The following is a 16,415-nucleotide window of genomic DNA, read 5'->3' on the forward strand; positions in this document are numbered from 1 at the left end:
CCTATTTGTCATATTGTGATGTTTATAAAAGATCAAAAATAGAAAATCTTAGAAACTCCAGACAAATTTCAGCCCAACACTTTGTCCCTTTGTGCGATTTTCTACCTGATCTTCAATCAAATATTTTCCTTCCAAAAACCATTGCCTTGAAGGGTGATAAGCAATGGAAGGCCCATAAGCAATAACCTGTGCTTTATTATTTTCAATTTTGATAGAATTCACCGTATCAGCCGTGGTTTGTTTTAAAGCATAGCCCTGCACGCCCACCGTTAACGTTGGAGAAACATGATAGCCAAGATTATAGTCAACGGCCGCATAATTGCCAGAACGATAATGGGTATCCTCATTTTTGGCATTGATACTATAGGAAAACTTAGCCGAAATATCCACATAGGGGTTCATATAGGTATAGGCAAACATCGGCCGTCCCGTATAGTAGTTCTTCCCAATATTAGCTAAATGATTTTTATCATAATTCCCAGTCGGTAAAACATTTTCCAGCGCCATACCAAAATGGTGGTTACCCATATGCCATGCTAATAATGGCGCAAATGATGTATCTCCTAAACCTTTATCACGGTCAGATAAGCTTGCTGCATTTAAACGCATACTAATCATAGGCTGAATGCCATAAAATCCAAACTGCCCCCCTAGAAAGGTCTTATCCGTCATCCAAACCACTCGTAACACCAGTACATCTACATCTAAATCAAAATTTGGAATGCTCGAATTTCCATGATAATCAACCATTTGATTGGCACTATAATCCTGAAAATAGGTCAACAAATAAACCCCTGCTGGAGGTAAATTACCTGCCATATTTCCTTCTGCACCCAACGCCGCAGAATCCGCACCATTTTCTAGAGCAAAGGTCTGAGCACTTACAACAGACAATATGAAGCCGCACATTACATTTAATGTTGTTTTCAACATGAGATACGTCCTTTTTAGGCATGGCTCAACCCGCAAGATGTCCTATCCTGCTTTTGGGTTGAAGCCATCAATTTTTTGTTTTTAAGAAATTAAGTTTTTACTGAATATTCAATTTTATTCAATAATTAATTCTGCGCCTGTTGCGTCCTGAATTTGCTCTACAGATACATCTGTGGCGAGTTCAACTAATTTAAAACCCTTGGGTGTAATATCAATTACGCCTAAGTCGGTAATAATCCGCTGCACTACTTTTTTACCCGTTAAGGGTAATTGACATTGTTTTAACAGTTTTGGTTGTCCTGATTTAGCGTAATGCTCCATAAGAACAATCACTTTTTTTACCCCAGCGACCAAATCCATTGCACCGCCAATGCCTTTGACTTTTTGACCCGGAACCATCCAGTTGGCCAAGTCTCCTTGTTCTGACACTTCCATTCCACCTAAAATTGCCACATCGATATTGCCACCCCGAATCATGGCAAAAGAGGCAGAACTTTCAAAAAATGAAGCCCCAGGAATTGCGGTCACAGTTTGCTTTCCAGCATTGATGAGATCAACATCTACCGTTTCTTCAGTTGGAAACTCACCCATGCCCAATAAACCATTTTCTGATTGCAACCAGATTTGTGAATCTACTGGAATATAGTTCGCCACCAAAGTGGGTAAACCAATACCCAAGTTGACATAGAAACCATCTTGTAACTCTTGTGCGGCACGTTGCGCCATTTCTAATCTTGACCAACTCATTTTTATGCTCCAGCCTGTTCCTTCAGCTTAATTTGTTCCATACGTTTTACAGGGTTGGGTATATGGATAATTCTTTGTACATAAATACCTGGTAAATGAACGTCATCAGGATCAATCTCACCGATCTCAACTAAGTGTTCCACTTCAACAACAGTTACTTTCCCTGCAACCGCACAGTCTGGATTAAAATTTCGGGCTGTTTTTCTAAACACCAGATTGCCTGCCTTGTCCGCCTTATAGGCCTTAATCAAAGCAATATCGACATCAAAGGATTGTTCCAATAAATATTCTTGACCATTAAACTCACGGATTTCTTTATGATCTGCTATAATAGTCCCTACGCCCGTACGAGTATAAAATGCTGGAATACCCGCACCCGCAGCACGTAGCTTTTCTGCTAGAGTACCTTGCGGGGTTAGTTCAACGTTGAGCTCACCAGCAAGTAATTGGCGTTCAAATTCCTGATTATCTCCAATATAAGAAGCAATCATTTTTTTAATCTGCCTAGTTTTTAACAGCATTCCTAATCCATAATCATCCAGTCCAGCATTATTGGAAATACAGGTCAGCCTTTGAACATTACTATCTCGTACTGCACAAATGAGTTGGTCTGGAATACCACATAAGCCAAATCCCCCCACAGCGATGGTTAAATCATCCTGAATCACATCTGCCAATGCTGCTGCTGCATCTTGATATACTTTACTCATGTCATTTCCCTGATTAAGCCGAAACAGCTACATTGCCTATCTGATATTGCTGCATATAGTCCTCAAAATAACTCACTAATTGCTGGACATTTTCAGTCTGTTCGACTGCACCGAAAATATAAAAATCCGGGCGAACTAACATTGCTTGAATGTTGTGTTGCTGCATAAACTCAATCATTACCTGCTGCACATCTTTGGACTGTTCGTCTAACAATGAAATAACTTTCAGTTGATCAGGGTAAAAAATAGATACTGAGGTTGGATCAAGCGTTAATAATGCAAACTTCCCTGCAATTAAATCATCCAGCCGTTTGCGTACTGCGCCGCATTGTAAAATGCTATGCGGAGACAATTTTCCTGCAATTTGCTGCGGGTTAAATTTTGGTTCTTGCGCTAAAATACCGTGTGTTAAATCTGGAAAGTTGGGCGGTGGAGGTACAATTCCATCAAAAAATGCCTGATCTCTTTGTTGGGCTTCGGCAGAATCAGACACGCAAATCACTTTACCCAAAAACATTGATAATTCAATAACATCATTGACATGAGGGCTACGCTCTTCAAAATAGGTACCTAAAATTTCATTGCTGTATTGATGATTTAATATGCCAGAAATTTTCCATGATAAATTTAAGGCATCCCGAAAACCTGCACACATACCTTGTCCCATAAATGGTGGCATGACATGTGCTGCATCACCTGCAATCAGAATTCGATCTTCACACCATTTTTGTGAAATTAAGGATTTAAAATTATATAATTTAAAGCGAATGAGCGTGGCCTGTTCAGGTGTGACCCACGGTTTTAATAATTCCCAAACTTTTTCTTCATTTTCAAGATCGGCAACTGATTCATGGGGTAAACGCATAAATTCCCATCTTCTTAGGCATTTACCTTCAAATAGTCCCGCTGGTGCAATCGTGGTTGGACGTCCTGGATTACAATATTGTGTGGCTTCAGTTGGAATATTATTAGGAGCATCTTCATTTGGAATAATATCAACCACCAACCAGTCTGCCTGAAAACCTTTATCAAACCAGTTAGCATCAATCGACTGCCGTACGATACTATTTGCTCCGTCAGCGCCTACTACGAAACGTGCCGAGTAAGTGTCGGTTTGTTCCGTCGCCAGATTTTGAGCAACCACTTGAGCACATTGTGTATTTTGCTCAACGTTTAAAACTTCGTAACCAAGGCGAACATCAACATTCGGATAGTTTTTCAGTTCATTTTCCACTAGTTTTTCAAAGCTTGGCTGATGAATAAAATTTACTTCCGCCCCTCCTGAAATAGATTCACGGGTCCAGTCAAAGGTAATCAGTTCTTTCCAGTCTGCATTGACCCATTTATACAGCTCACCTGGCTGAAGAATGGTTTCTAATTGCTGTTCCAAGCCCAATGTCAGTAGCATGCGTCGCATTTCATGATCAATACAAATCGCACGGGGTAAAGGATAACGCTCTGTCCAACGCTCAAAAATCTGAACCTGATGACCTTTTCTTGCCAGATTTAATGCTAAAACTGCGCTCACAGGTCCAAAACCAACAATAATTACATCTGTTTGTTGAGCTACCATGATTAAATTCCTTTTAATTAAATGGTTTCATAATTGATGATGAAATCTTTTGGAGGGTTAGGCCCCCAAACAAACATCGAATCTTCAACAGGATGATCTGCGGCTGGCCAGTCATGATCATGTGCTACGAAATCTATGTCATGCGAATATTCAGCATAACTACCCCAAGGGTCTCGAACGTAATGAAAATAATTCGAACCTAAGACATGTCTCCCCATTCCCCATCCTTGATCATAACCAGCCTGTTCCATTTGCTGCTTTCCCATCCCAACATCATCAATCCGATCCACGTTCCAACTTGAATGATGCAAACCACTGCCATTGGATTTGGCAATCGCAAGTAGATGATGATCACTGCCATGTGCACCATGTAAAAATGCCACAATGCCGCGTGACTGATCTGAAATACGCAGGCCTAAGACATTTACATAAAAAGAGACCGTAGCTTCAACATCAGTCGCAAAAATTGAAAGATGTGATAGATAACCAGGATTAACCTGAGTAATTAATTTGCGGTTTGGCGCACGACCAACCAATGACTCAGTTAAGGGATGGATGGCTTGGGATTTAAAATCTGGAGATACCTTATCCGTCACCATGATCTGTAAAGGAAGGCTGTCAGGGCCTTCTATCCAAAATGATTGCTTTGCCTGATCATCCAAAGCAGCAATCATCGGGATATTTTTTGAAATAATGTGCTGTTGTATGGCTTCAAAATCTTCTGCATATATGCCAAAAGATAGCCATTTTAATTGTTTCTTGTCACCATCCTGATAGATTCTCGCCCAACGATGAGCACATCCATATGTATAAAGCTCAAGATAACCTTCGCTTGAATTTTTTACCTCCAAACCAAAAGCGTTGTAAAAATCATAGGCTTGCTGTAGATCAGGAACACTGAACACAAACTCACAAATAGAATGAATCGCAAGCTGGTTTTTTCGTTTTTTATTCATATCATTATCCTAGTGCTGTTTATTTCTTTGATCCGTAAAGAAAACAGAGAGAAGTTTTGGATTACGCAACTACTTGTTTTTGCTGACCCAGTACATCACTTTCCAGAGTGACAACATCACCTTTTTTGAGAAAGCGTGGTGGTTTCATACCGCCACCTACACCCGCTGGTGTTCCTGTAATCACAACATCGCCAGGTAAAAGGGTCATAAATTGACTGACATAGGCAATAATTTCGGCCACTGAAAAAATCATGTCACTGGTATTGGCGGATTGCATGACCTCATCATTGACCTTTAATGAAAATTGAATATTTTGAGGATCAGTTAATTCATCACTTGTCACCAGCCACGGGCCAATTGGACCAAACGTATCAAAGCTTTTGCCCTTTCCCCATTGTCCATTACGTTTCAATTGCCATTCGCGTTCAGAAACATCATTGGCAAGACAATACCCTGCTACATATTCTAAAGCTTCCGCTTGAGGTACATTTTTGGCGGTCTTGCTAATCACAAAACCAAGTTCTAGCTCCCAATCAGTAGCTAATGAGTTTGGCGGTAAGACCACAGCATCGTAGGGGCCACTAAGAGAAGTGATGGCTTTTAGAAAAACTACAGGTTCGTTTGGTAACTCCATCCCCGCTTCTCGAGCATGTTCACCATAATTCAGCCCAATGGCGACAAACTGACGCACACCCGTGACTGGCATACCTAGACGTTCATCCTTACTTACAATTGGAAATGTTTCTAAATCGAGTTGTTGCAGAGTGGTTAATTTCTCATTGTTTAGCCATTCGGGGCTCCAATCTGGAAGAATCGTTGAAACATCTCGGATGCAACCAGTGCCATCAATTATCCCTGGCTTCTCATTTCCTTGTGTACCAAATCGGACCAGCTTCATGCTTAAATTTCCTTTTTTGTTAATTGACATTTTGTCATTATGACATATCGTCATATTTGATTTAATCATCTTATTTGTCAAGTATTTTTCTAAAATTTAAAGTTAATTTACTTATGTTTATGATTTTTAAAAACTTTTATTTTTATATAAGATACATAGATATTAATTTTTGGATTTATGCAGGAATTTAGTTAATATATTTATGATTTCAAAGACATAGCTTAAAGCGTTTAAAGAGGCCAAATTGGATCACCGAAGTAGAGTTGGCTTAGAAAAAAAGCAAAAAATGAAAAATCATTTAATGGTTTCTGCACTTGATCTATATTGCCAAGTGCCTGCCGAACAAAATTTGTTGATTGATGATTTCGTCAAACATGCGGGTGTATCTAGAGGTACGTTTTATAATTATTTTACTTCGACGAATGAATTACTTACTGAACTTGCAATACAGATGAGTGACGAGATATTAGATATTATTGAGCCTATTATTTTTCAATTTGATCATCCTCTTGAACGAGTTATGTTAGCCACAAAATTATACTTACGCTCTGCAACACGTTATCCAGTTTGGGGACAGTTAATTACCAGCGTAGGGCCAAGATTTACTCTTCGTGGTAGAAATATTTCACGGTATCTAACTCGAGATTTAAAAAAAGCACACGATCTAGGGTTAGTCATTATTAAGGATTATCGAGTTTCCCGCGATATTTTTCTCGGTTCTGCTTATTACTCATTGGAAACGATTCTAACAGAAGCGGTGGATCAGGATTATTTTAATCTAGTAATAGAAACTCTTTTTATCAATTTAGGCATTGCTCCAGAGGAAGCCCAAAGATTAATGAGTCTACCATTGCCGTCAGAAGTTAACATACAAACTCCCTTTTTTACGGTATTAAAAAATCACCAAATTCGCTAAGTTTTCTAGCGACGGATAAAACACTTCAATCAATAATGCATTAACGATCCAGTGCTACTATTTTTTAATAGATGAAAAAACCGAGCTCATTGCTTCACTCGGTTTTAAAAGAAATCCTGTCATCTATTTTAGAGCATGGTCACGACCCAATAAAACTGGTTTATGAGACTGTAAATACCACGCTATTATTTTGATAATTTGCAGTGATATCTTTTCCATTCAATGTCACTTTTTTAAAGCTTCCTTGAAGTTTTTTGGCTGATAAAACAGTGTATGTTCCTGTTGGTAAATTGGTCTTTGTTATTAGCTGTAATGTTCCATTTAAAGTGACTGTCTTACCAACCTGAATCGCAGGCAATGTATTTAACTGCAAGTTAACATTGAGCATAGTTCCTGAAAGCTGAGTTAAATTACCAGAAACATTCACTGTCTTGGTGGCATTAATATTAAGTCTGCTGTTTTCATGCATATAAATATCACCTTGGCCAGCGGCATTCTCAGATGATAATTCAAGACTGCCCTGTTTAAGATCGATTCCTCCTGTAAATGCGTTGTTTCCTGCTAATGCCAAGGTTCCTGTGCCTAGTTTGGTAAGTTTACCTTCACCTGTAATATCATTATTCCACTGATCATATTGGTTAAAGCCACCTAAATCAGCATCCATCGTTAGATACACATCTCCGTTAAAATTGCCATACCCACCTCCTGCTTTGAATAAATTTAAGCGCCCATATCCCTCGGTATCATCCATAACAGGATAGCCTGAGGCTAATGCCGTTGATTTTAAAACTACACGACGTTGTTCTGCACTCAAATAAGGGAACCGTGTTTCAAGTAAGATTTCAGCACCTTTCGGTACCGTTGCAGTTTTAGTTTTATCGCTAATCTGGTTAAATCCATAGGTCATCCACTGATCAACTTGTTTTTTTAATTTTTCAAGATCAGCGAATCGATCATTGGTATCATAAGGCGTTTTGGATAAAGCGTAGAATTCCTCAAAGGTGGAAGTATTGGTTGCTTTCATCAGTTGTGTCTGGGCTTGCGAGTATGCTTCTTTTCTTTCTGCTTGCGTCATAGCATTGAGATTTGCAACATCGGCAGCAATAGACTGAAGTCTTCCACCAATCACATCAAGCGCAGAATGCATACCTGCAATAATACGAGAATCCCCCAGATCCATACCTCTGGCTATGATTTCTTGATAGCGTTGTGGAACCAGATAAGCCATAGCAATTGCATTACGACCAGCTTCAGCGGTGTGACCACTAGGGAAACCACCATCTGTTGAGGGAGTGCTGCTTTTTGCCGATTCTAAACTAGACACAACGATAACATCTGTACTCCAGCGATATGGACGTGCATATTTATAAAAACGTTTTGCAGGTTCAGTTGAAGAGTTATTTCCCATGGCCTGAATAAATTCTACAACTTTACCAAAATTTGTATTTCCTTCAGCTGTAGTCAGTCCTGTATTATTGCCTTTATCATCATATTTCACTTGATTTGCATCACTTGGCACGGAGTTTATTGTAGTAGTTTGCCCAGTTAATGCTCGCCAAGGATCAGTCAATGCTCCCATGCCTGTAGTTACGCTATAACTTTTTCCACGTCTATCATCTAGATAGGCCCTTATAGCATCCTCTTCTGTTCGGTTATGAGTGGTCTGGACAGAGTAATTAATATTGTAATTGAGTACATCAGCATTTTTTTTGCTGCCATCTGTAGAATCGGCAGGTAAACCCGTCCAGTTTGATTGGGTAACGGCAGGAAATCCATCTTGGGCTTGTGCAGAAACGCCTGCATCTACAAATAGGCTTGATGGGGTCCATACATCAAGAAAACCACTTAAAACTCTCACTCCCGCATTTGTTTTGACCGTTGCATAACGTGCATCACCGCGTTGGTTGGTTATCCAGGAATCTACAATTGGTGTTATGTTCAATGCTAATGGAGCAGTATCTTCGTATCCCACGCCCTTTGGAGCTGCTGGAGTTTCCTGATTTACGCTGACGTCATCATCAGAAGAATGGCTATCATTACACCCCGTAAAAAAAACTGAACATGAAATTAGTGATAATAAAAGTGTATTTATTTTAAAGCTTGACATGATTCGATCCGTTAATAAAAAACGGTATCTTTCATCATCTATGTTTAGCTGTTATTACATAGCCAGAATTAATTTTAAATTGTCTAAACAAATCATGTTAAAAACACGATGAGAGCAACCTGAATTTAAACAAAATTTTTAAATCTCTAAAATTAATTTGGTTAAAGGACGCGAGCTTAGTCAAAGCAATAAAGTTTTTTTATTAATCACTCAAAACGACCATCATGATAAATCATATCGTTCATTCTTCTATCTTTTTCATAGCTTACAATCATTTAGAGAATTAGCCACAGAATATGATAGGTGGAAACACAACTGTATAAATTCAAGCGTGTTAGCTTATATATTCTATAGTTTGCTTTTAATGACTCAAATTACAAGGCGATATATGCTATGCGTTCCTTATTCACGCGATAGCATATATTGCGACCTGTTGTTATTTAAGCGCTTATCCTCCCAAATGTCCCGGAACCCAGTTTGTTCCAGCTAAGGGCACACGTGCCATTGCTGCTGCTTCAACAGTCAAAGCAACTAAATCTTCAGGGTCAAGATTATGCAGATGCGATTTACCACAAGCACGTGCCATTGTTTGGGCTTCCAACACCAAGACGCGTAAGTAATTTGCCAAATGGCGCCCCCCCTCAATCGGATCAAGATTTTTTGCCAATTCAGGGTTTTGTGTAGTAATCCCTGCCGGATCTTGACCATTTTGCCAATCATCATAATAACCCGCAGCCGAACCGATTTTTTTCAATTCTTCATTGAGGCGTGGGTGGTTATCACCCAGTGCAATAAGCGCAGCTGTACCAATTGCGACTGCATCTGCACCGAGTGCCATTGCTTTGGCAACATCGGCACCGGTACGAATACCACCAGAAACGATCAACTGTACTTTACGATGCATACCCATTTCTTGGAGTGCCTGAACAGCTTGAGGAATGGCAGGTAAAATTGGAATACCCACATGTTCAATAAACACTTCTTGCGTGGCTGCTGTTCCACCTTGCATGCCATCCAAAACGATCACATCTGCACCTGCTTTTACAGCCAGTTTGACATCATAATATGGACGACTTGCCCCAATTTTCACGTAAATCGGTTTTTCCCAATCCGTGATTTCGCGAATTTCCGCAATCTTAATGGCTAGATCATCTGGCCCCGTCCAGTCTGGATGACGACACGCAGAGCGTTGATCGACACCTACAGGTAAGGTACGCATACCCGCTACACGTTCAGTCACTTTCATACCAAGTAACATACCGCCACCACCTGGTTTTGCACCTTGTCCCAGAACAATTTCAATGGCATCAGCTTTACGTAAATCATCTGGGTTCATACCATAACGTGATGGTAAATATTGATAAACCAGTGTTTCTGAATGACCCCGTTCCTCTGGCGTCATCCCCCCATCACCCGTTGTGGTGGATGTTCCTACGACAGATGCACCACGACCTAAAGCCTCTTTTGCATTGGCTGATAATGCCCCAAAACTCATACCCGCAATGGTTACAGGAATTTTCAAGTGGATTGGTTTTTTTGCAAAACGAGTCCCTAACACCACATCAGTTCCGCATTTTTCACGATAACCTTCTAATGGGTAGCGTGACATACTTGCACCAAGCAGAAGTAAATCATCGAAGTGCGGAAGATGACGTTTAGTTCCTCCTCCACGAATGTCATAAATTCCTGTGGCAGCAGCACGTTGAATTTCCTGAATCGTTAAACGGTCAAATGTAGCGGATTCACGTAGTACAGGTTCAAATTGTGTAGTTGATTGAGTCATGTTGTATTCTCCGATACGTTTTAATAAGCCGATGCATTGTCAACTTTGAAGTTATAAAGCTGACGTGCTGAACCATAACGTTTGAATGCCGTTGGATCTTCGTTGAAGCCTGCTTTTTCTAAGAGTTCTGCAAGTTCAGCCACATGTTCCTGACGCATTTCTTTTTCGATACAGTCAGAACCTAAAGACTTCACACTACCTTTGACATAAATACGAGTTTCATAAAGTGAGTCACCTAAGGCATCTCCAGCATCTCCACAGACCACCAAACGACCAGCCTGTCCCATGAAACAGCTCATATGTCCAATGCTGCCACCAACAATAATGTCTACCCCTTTCATGGAAATGCCGCAACGAGCGCCTGCATCACCTTCAATAATCAAAGTTCCCCCATGCGCAGTTGCACCTGCGGCTTGTGATGCATTGCCTTTAATATGGACTGAACCTGACATCATGTTTTCTGCAACGCCTACGCCAACATTGCCATTCACTACAATATCTGCTTCTTGATTCATACCTGCGCAATAATAACCAGCATGCCCCTCAATAGTGACTTTAATCGGTGCGTTAATCCCCACCGCTATATTGTGTTGCCCCCCGGGATTTTTTACTGTCCAGTTTTTTATTTCTGCCACAACTTCACTGTTATGAAGCGCCTGATTTAACTCACGAATGCTGTCATGGTTTAAATCATATGTGTTTTTGCTAACGTGTTCGATTTTTGCCAATACTGTATTCATTTGATTCTCCTCATTTTGCAAATGTTGTTATGCGCTACGTTCCCAAACGTATAAAGTAGCGGGCTCTGGTTCCCATACTTTGGCTTTATCGATATTCGGTAGGGATGCCAATGCCTGATATTCTGAAGCCATCGCTACATAGTCGTCTGTTTCAGCTAACACTGCTGGTTTGCAAGCAATCGGATCCCGAATTACCGCAAAACCATCACGAGTACCAATTGCAAAAGTAAAGAATCCATCTAAATCATCAAGTGCATGATTCAAGGCTTGCTCCAAATTATCGCCTTGTTGTAAACGCCAGGTCAGATAACCAGCCGCCACTTCCGTATCATTATCTGTTTCAAAAGTAATGCCTTCACGTTTTAACTCTTGACGTAATCGTGCGTGATTTGACAATGAACCATTATGGACTAAGCACAAATCTGCACCTGTTGAAAATGGATGACTACCTTCCATCGTCACGGCACTTTCTGTTGCCATACGGGTATGCCCAATAATATGGCTACCTTTCATAGTGGCAAGTCCAAACCGTTCAGAAATTTCAACAGGTAAACCCATGCCTTTTAAAATTTCAATGCTTTGTCCTGCACTCATAATTTTGAGCTGGGGTGCCAATTCGACTATCGTCGCCCGTACAGTCATTTCATCTGATTCAACTTTCATTACCGCAGCAGTGGCATTTTGAAACCAGTCAAAACCTGTGCCCAATTTTGCTTGTAATTTTTCTGCAAAAGCCTGCCAGTTAAAATCTTCGTCAGTACTTTGCAAAGTCAATTTGACCCAACCGTCTTGCACTTCATCACCATAAATCGCAAATCCTGCACTGTCAGGACCACGACCTGTCATCGACTCCAACATCGGTTCAAATAATTTACCAAGTTGAGACTCAAGAGCAGGATTTTTTAAATATAAGCCAACGATTCCACACATGTGATTTCTCCAATCATTTCATCTTCATTTATTGGGTTGTAGAGTTCTTAGAAAAACTCGGTATAACGTTGAATTTCCCAGTCAGAGACATGGCGGCAATATTCCACCCACTCCATGCTTTTTTGTTCAATGAATTCATCGACAATTTCTGCACCTAATGTTTCTCTAAATAATGGATCAGCTTTTAGAGCTTCTACGGCTTCTTTTAAAGATTGCGGTAAGGTCGCAATTCCACGGGCAGCAATTTCCTCTAAGCCCAAGGTATAGAGATTTTCATTACATGCAGGTGGAGGAGTAAGTTCACGCTCAATACCATCTAGACCAGCCGCAATAATTGCTGCCGACACCAAATATGGGTTACAGCCGGCATCGGGTAGGCGTAATTCAATACGTCCATACGGAATACGAACCATGGCTGAACGGTTATTTGAACCATATGCAAGAAAAGCCGGCGCCCAAGTCGCTCCTGACAAAGAACGACCGACAACTAAACGTTTATAAGAGTTGACCGTTGGAGCACAAAATGCACATAAAGCAGGGCCATGTGCCAATAAGCCAGCAATAAAGTGATAGGCCATTTTCGATAAGCCCATACCACTTGGGTCACTTGGATCATGAAACAAATTGCTTGATTCATCGCTACCGATAGAGAGATGAAAATGCATGCCATTGCCAGCACGTTTCGGGTCGGGTTTTGGCATAAATGAACAAATAATGCCGAGATCATTAGCAATTTCCCCTGCAGCCATACGGAAGAAGGTAAACATATCAGCCGAATTCATGGCATCGCTATAGGTATAGTTAATTTCAAACTGGCCATTGGCATCTTCATGGTCAATTTGGTAAATATCAAAACCTACGGGAATTAAGGCTTCAGTCAAACGTTCCAAAAACTCACGAGAACGAGATAAACCTTTATAGTCGTAACAAGGCTTATCTAGATTGTCCGAATCATCTACAGCCTTGAGTTTTCCATCTTCACCACGGCGAAACAGACTAAACTCAGGTTCCAGACCTGTATTCAAAGTCCAGCCCTTTACGCTCAAACGTTCCACCTGCTTACGCAGTACATACCGTGTGTCATAAGGATGCGGTTGACCGTTGACATGACCTTCGCATACCACACGCCCATAGCCCGGTTGCCATGGTACTGGCGTTAAAGAAGATAAATCCCCTTTCACCATAAAATCAGGGCCATGGGGTTGCATGCCCATTCCTGAAATGGCAAAACCAGCAAAACCAACCCCATCTTTTTCAATTGCTTTTAATCCAGAAATGGGTACCGATTTAGTTTTTGCTGCCCCATGAATGTCAACAAACTGAGCCAACACATATTTCAAATGAAATTGGTCAATCACCTTTTGCACTTCGGGACGGTACATTGGACGATTAATGACATTGTCATGATCAATCGTTTCCTTAATAGCCTGCTGCAACATTTGACATACTCCTGATATGACAAAAATTATGTTTGGCTTGAAAACTGCATGGATATACTTTTACATCAACACAAGTTTCATAGCAAGAAATTTTATTTACTAATGAGAAAGCAAATCTCTTGCCAACTTTGTGAAAATTGCCTTAAAAGAAGGTCGAATGAGAATAAGTTATTAATATTCCTATAGAGAATATTATTTTCTTAAAATGATTTTTAATTTTTCCAACATGACCAACATGTTTTTAGTAAAATCCTACAAAATGAACTATCAAAAACAGTGCAGAGTTGAACCATAATGAGACAAATAAAGAACAGCTTGAAGCTGGAACAATACATCGGTATTCAAATTAAGCGTCTTCGCCAAGCACAAGGTTTAAAGTTATCGGAAGTTGCACAGATTGCTGGAATTAGCCAAGGGATGTTAAGCAAAATCGAAAATGCTCAGGTATCTACCAGTCTTGAAACACTTAGCCGTTTGTGTGAAGTCCTAGGCGTTCCCATGTCTACTTTATTTACCCAATATGACCAACAAGAAAGCCATGCCATGTTGGTGAAGTCGGGCGAAGGTATGGAAGTGGTGCGTCGCGGTACAGAAAAAGGTCATACCTATCAACTGATGACCCATTCAAGAGGCCCTCGTAAAAATTTCGAGGCTTATTTGGTCAGCATGGATGACGCCAGTGAAGAGTTTCCAACTTTTGCCCATCCTGGTACTGAAATGTTGTATTTGGTCGAAGGTGAATTGATGTATCGACATGGCCATGAAGTCTTCCACATGCAGCCGGGGGATTGCCTGACATTAGAAGGCGAAATTCCCCATGGCCCAGAAAAACTAATCAAAGTTCCTATTCGCCTACTCTCTGTCATGAATTATGGGCCAAGTGAAGAATGAATTAATGCCATTTGCGGTGAATGGTGGTTAAGACAAAACATCTCACCCTAAATGGCGATATTAAAACCCCTGTACATTACATATAAATGTCTCAATATTGACCACATCAGAAATTAATTCCGCTTAATTCAAAACAAAAAGTATTATAAAACAATCAATTACATATTTATGGTCTAAAAAACAATCATGGTATAAGAATTGCTTTAATAAAAAGAAATTAATATTCCCTAAAGGAATATAAAAATTCCTTCGTCTGAAGGCGATATGAAATGACAAACCTTTTTTAGAATATGGGAGTAAATGCATGATTTCCTATGCGTTGAAAAAAATGCTACTCGGTTGCCTGATAATCTTACCCACTTACTGTTTTGCTGCCGATGCCCCGTTTGACGCCGCATCTACAGTATGGATTATGACATCGGCTATTTTAGTTCTAATCATGTTCATTCCAGGATTAGCACTGTTTTATGGGGGAATGATTCGTGCAAAAAACGTCCTCTCTATATTTTCACAATTTTTTGCGGTTGCCAGCGTGGTCGGTATTTTATGGGTGGCGTTTGTTTATAGCTTTGTCGCAGATACCACCAATATGACTGAAGGTGCTTTAAATATAAATAGTTTTGTGGGAGGGCTAAGCAAAGCATTTTTTGCAAATATAAATGACCAGACACTTGTTGCAGGCGTACCTGAATATGTTTTGGCGACTTTTGGCCTAACTTTTGCGATGATTACACCCTGTATCGCATTGGGTGGATATGCGGAACGTATTAAATTTGGTGCGGCTGTACTTTTTGGTGCATTGTGGCTCATTTTAGTATATGGACCCTTGGCACACATGGTTTGGGGTGGACCTGGTGCAATTATGCACAATTGGGGAGTACTAGATTTTGCAGGGGGTACAGCCGTTCATATTAATTCTGGTGTGGCTGCTCTGGTAGGTGCAATCGTGTTAGGTAAACGCCGTGGCTGGCCAACGACTGCCATGCCGCCACATAATTTGGTATATACCATGATTGGTGCGGCACTGCTGTGGGCAGGCTGGTTTGGTTTTAATGTAGGTTCTGCATTAGCTGCGAATACTACAGCCGGGCTGGTTTTACTCACCACAATGCTTGCAACGTGTGGTGGTATTTTTGGCTGGATGCTAATAGAAAAAATGGTGCTTAAACATGTTACATCTTTAGGTCTAGCATCTGGTGCAATTGCTGGATTGGTTGGTATTACACCTGCCGCCGCTTATGTAGGGCCATTAGGTGCAATAGCCATAGGTATCATCACCAGTATTTGCTGTTTCTTTGCTGTGACGGGTTTAAAACGCAAATTTGGTTTTGACGATGCCCTCGATGTCTTTGCCTTACATGGTGTCGGTGGAATGGTTGGCTGTATTTTGACCGGTATTTTTTGTATTCCTGCCTTGGGAGGCAATCAGGATGTAAATGTCATGAGTCAATTAATCGCACAAGTTTCAAGTATTCTTTTAACAATCGTATACTGCGGTGTGCTCACTTTTATAATTATGAAAATCATTGATAAAACAATGGGTTTACGCGTATCTGATGAAGCAGAACAACGTGGCTTAGATATTAGCGATCACAATGAACGCGCTTATAATGATTAACCAGATTTAATAAAAGCCTGAGATAGATCTCAGGCTTTTTTATTTAAGCTAAAATGTATTGGCCATGCCTGTAAATCTGTTCATATAAGATATCTGAGCTAGATTTAATTGATTTCTCAAATCAATTGCTTCTTATTCAATTACAATATTTTTAGAATCACACGAATTAATCCA

Annotated in this window: 14 protein-coding genes; 3 read left to right on the forward strand and 11 right to left on the reverse strand. The window is 40.3% G+C overall.

Annotated elements, in window-relative coordinates; all coding sequences use genetic code 11:
• Window positions 1-48 precede the first annotated feature (48 nt).
• The 6 genes from IAE19_RS04425 to IAE19_RS04450 all read right to left on the reverse strand — a co-directional run bounded on the left by IAE19_RS04425 (window position 49) and on the right by IAE19_RS04450 (window position 5,817).
• The gene (locus IAE19_RS04425; protein ID WP_200459721.1) at window positions 49-933 is read right to left on the reverse strand and encodes a transporter; all 885 of its coding nucleotides are present in this window, start codon (window positions 931-933) and stop codon (window positions 49-51) included.
• A 114-nt stretch (window positions 934-1,047) separates the two neighbouring features.
• Window positions 1,048-1,680 (reverse strand): CoA transferase subunit B, encoded by a 633-nt coding sequence (locus IAE19_RS04430; protein WP_200459722.1) that lies wholly within the window; start codon window positions 1,678-1,680, stop codon window positions 1,048-1,050.
• Between the two features lie 2 nt (window positions 1,681-1,682).
• Complete coding sequence (locus IAE19_RS04435) at window positions 1,683-2,390, reverse strand: CoA transferase subunit A (protein ID WP_200459723.1); 708 nt, start codon at window positions 2,388-2,390, stop codon at window positions 1,683-1,685.
• Window positions 2,391-2,403: 13 nt separating this feature from the next.
• On the reverse strand, window positions 2,404-3,963 hold the full coding sequence (locus IAE19_RS04440; RefSeq protein WP_200459724.1) for a bifunctional 3-(3-hydroxy-phenyl)propionate/3-hydroxycinnamic acid hydroxylase: 1,560 nt from the start codon (window positions 3,961-3,963) through the stop codon (window positions 2,404-2,406).
• A gap of 17 nt (window positions 3,964-3,980) precedes the next feature.
• On the reverse strand, window positions 3,981-4,919 hold the full coding sequence (locus IAE19_RS04445; protein ID WP_200459725.1) for a VOC family protein: 939 nt from the start codon (window positions 4,917-4,919) through the stop codon (window positions 3,981-3,983).
• 61 nt (window positions 4,920-4,980) lie between these two features.
• Window positions 4,981-5,817, reverse strand: coding sequence for a fumarylacetoacetate hydrolase family protein (locus IAE19_RS04450; RefSeq protein ID WP_200459726.1), 837 nt, complete (start codon window positions 5,815-5,817; stop codon window positions 4,981-4,983).
• A 244-nt stretch (window positions 5,818-6,061) separates the two neighbouring features.
• On the opposite strand from IAE19_RS04450, the gene IAE19_RS04455 reads away from it, so the two are divergent.
• Window positions 6,062-6,733, forward strand: coding sequence for a TetR/AcrR family transcriptional regulator (locus IAE19_RS04455; RefSeq protein WP_227610757.1), 672 nt, complete (start codon window positions 6,062-6,064; stop codon window positions 6,731-6,733).
• A 160-nt stretch (window positions 6,734-6,893) separates the two neighbouring features.
• Here IAE19_RS04455 and IAE19_RS04460 read toward each other — a convergent pair whose 3' ends face one another.
• The 5 genes from IAE19_RS04460 to glnT form a co-directional block, all read right to left on the reverse strand.
• Window positions 6,894-8,840, reverse strand: a complete 1,947-nt coding sequence (locus tag IAE19_RS04460; protein ID WP_200459727.1) for an acid phosphatase — start codon at window positions 8,838-8,840, stop codon at window positions 6,894-6,896.
• A 448-nt stretch (window positions 8,841-9,288) separates the two neighbouring features.
• On the reverse strand, window positions 9,289-10,623 hold the full coding sequence (locus IAE19_RS04465; protein ID WP_200459728.1) for an FMN-binding glutamate synthase family protein: 1,335 nt from the start codon (window positions 10,621-10,623) through the stop codon (window positions 9,289-9,291).
• Between the two features lie 20 nt (window positions 10,624-10,643).
• Window positions 10,644-11,363 carry a protein glxC gene (locus tag IAE19_RS04470; protein WP_200459729.1) on the reverse strand — a complete coding sequence of 240 codons (720 nt, stop codon included), beginning with the start codon at window positions 11,361-11,363 and terminating at the stop codon, window positions 10,644-10,646.
• A gap of 27 nt (window positions 11,364-11,390) precedes the next feature.
• The gene (locus tag IAE19_RS04475; protein ID WP_200459730.1) at window positions 11,391-12,293 is read right to left on the reverse strand and encodes a class II glutamine amidotransferase; all 903 of its coding nucleotides are present in this window, start codon (window positions 12,291-12,293) and stop codon (window positions 11,391-11,393) included.
• 47 nt (window positions 12,294-12,340) lie between these two features.
• Window positions 12,341-13,732 carry a type III glutamate--ammonia ligase gene (gene glnT, locus IAE19_RS04480; protein ID WP_265092535.1) on the reverse strand — a complete coding sequence of 464 codons (1,392 nt, stop codon included), beginning with the start codon at window positions 13,730-13,732 and terminating at the stop codon, window positions 12,341-12,343.
• Window positions 13,733-14,026: 294 nt separating this feature from the next.
• Here glnT and IAE19_RS04485 point away from each other — a divergent pair, with 294 nt between their 5' ends.
• Both IAE19_RS04485 and IAE19_RS04490 read left to right on the forward strand, forming a co-directional pair.
• Window positions 14,027-14,623, forward strand: coding sequence for a helix-turn-helix domain-containing protein (locus tag IAE19_RS04485; RefSeq protein ID WP_200459731.1), 597 nt, complete (start codon window positions 14,027-14,029; stop codon window positions 14,621-14,623).
• Window positions 14,624-14,927: 304 nt separating this feature from the next.
• Window positions 14,928-16,241, forward strand: a complete 1,314-nt coding sequence (locus IAE19_RS04490; RefSeq protein ID WP_200459732.1) for an ammonium transporter — start codon at window positions 14,928-14,930, stop codon at window positions 16,239-16,241.
• Window positions 16,242-16,415 lie beyond the last annotated feature (174 nt).

This window comes from Acinetobacter sp. S40 (assembly GCF_016624705.1).
Classification (GTDB): Bacteria; Pseudomonadota; Gammaproteobacteria; order Pseudomonadales; family Moraxellaceae; genus Acinetobacter.

Bases quoted from the DNA above. Each gene is read 5' to 3' on its own strand.
- IAE19_RS04425 (WP_200459721.1), bottom strand. From the start codon at position 933: ATGTTGAAAACAACATTAAATGTAATGTGCGGCTTCATATTGTCTGTT.
- IAE19_RS04430 (WP_200459722.1), bottom strand. From the start codon at position 1,680: ATGAGTTGGTCAAGATTAGAAATGGCGCAACGTGCCGCACAAGAGTTA.
- IAE19_RS04435 (WP_200459723.1), bottom strand. From the start codon at position 2,390: ATGAGTAAAGTATATCAAGATGCAGCAGCAGCATTGGCAGATGTGATT.
- IAE19_RS04440 (WP_200459724.1), bottom strand. From the start codon at position 3,963: ATGGTAGCTCAACAAACAGATGTAATTATTGTTGGTTTTGGACCTGTG.
- IAE19_RS04445 (WP_200459725.1), bottom strand. From the start codon at position 4,919: ATGAATAAAAAACGAAAAAACCAGCTTGCGATTCATTCTATTTGTGAG.
- IAE19_RS04450 (WP_200459726.1), bottom strand. From the start codon at position 5,817: ATGAAGCTGGTCCGATTTGGTACACAAGGAAATGAGAAGCCAGGGATA.
- IAE19_RS04460 (WP_200459727.1), bottom strand. From the start codon at position 8,840: ATGTCAAGCTTTAAAATAAATACACTTTTATTATCACTAATTTCATGT.
- IAE19_RS04465 (WP_200459728.1), bottom strand. From the start codon at position 10,623: ATGACTCAATCAACTACACAATTTGAACCTGTACTACGTGAATCCGCT.
- IAE19_RS04470 (WP_200459729.1), bottom strand. From the start codon at position 11,363: ATGAATACAGTATTGGCAAAAATCGAACACGTTAGCAAAAACACATAT.
- IAE19_RS04475 (WP_200459730.1), bottom strand. From the start codon at position 12,293: ATGTGTGGAATCGTTGGCTTATATTTAAAAAATCCTGCTCTTGAGTCT.
- glnT (WP_265092535.1), bottom strand. From the start codon at position 13,732: ATGTTGCAGCAGGCTATTAAGGAAACGATTGATCATGACAATGTCATT.
- IAE19_RS04485 (WP_200459731.1), top strand. From the start codon at position 14,027: ATGAGACAAATAAAGAACAGCTTGAAGCTGGAACAATACATCGGTATT.
- IAE19_RS04490 (WP_200459732.1), top strand. From the start codon at position 14,928: ATGATTTCCTATGCGTTGAAAAAAATGCTACTCGGTTGCCTGATAATC.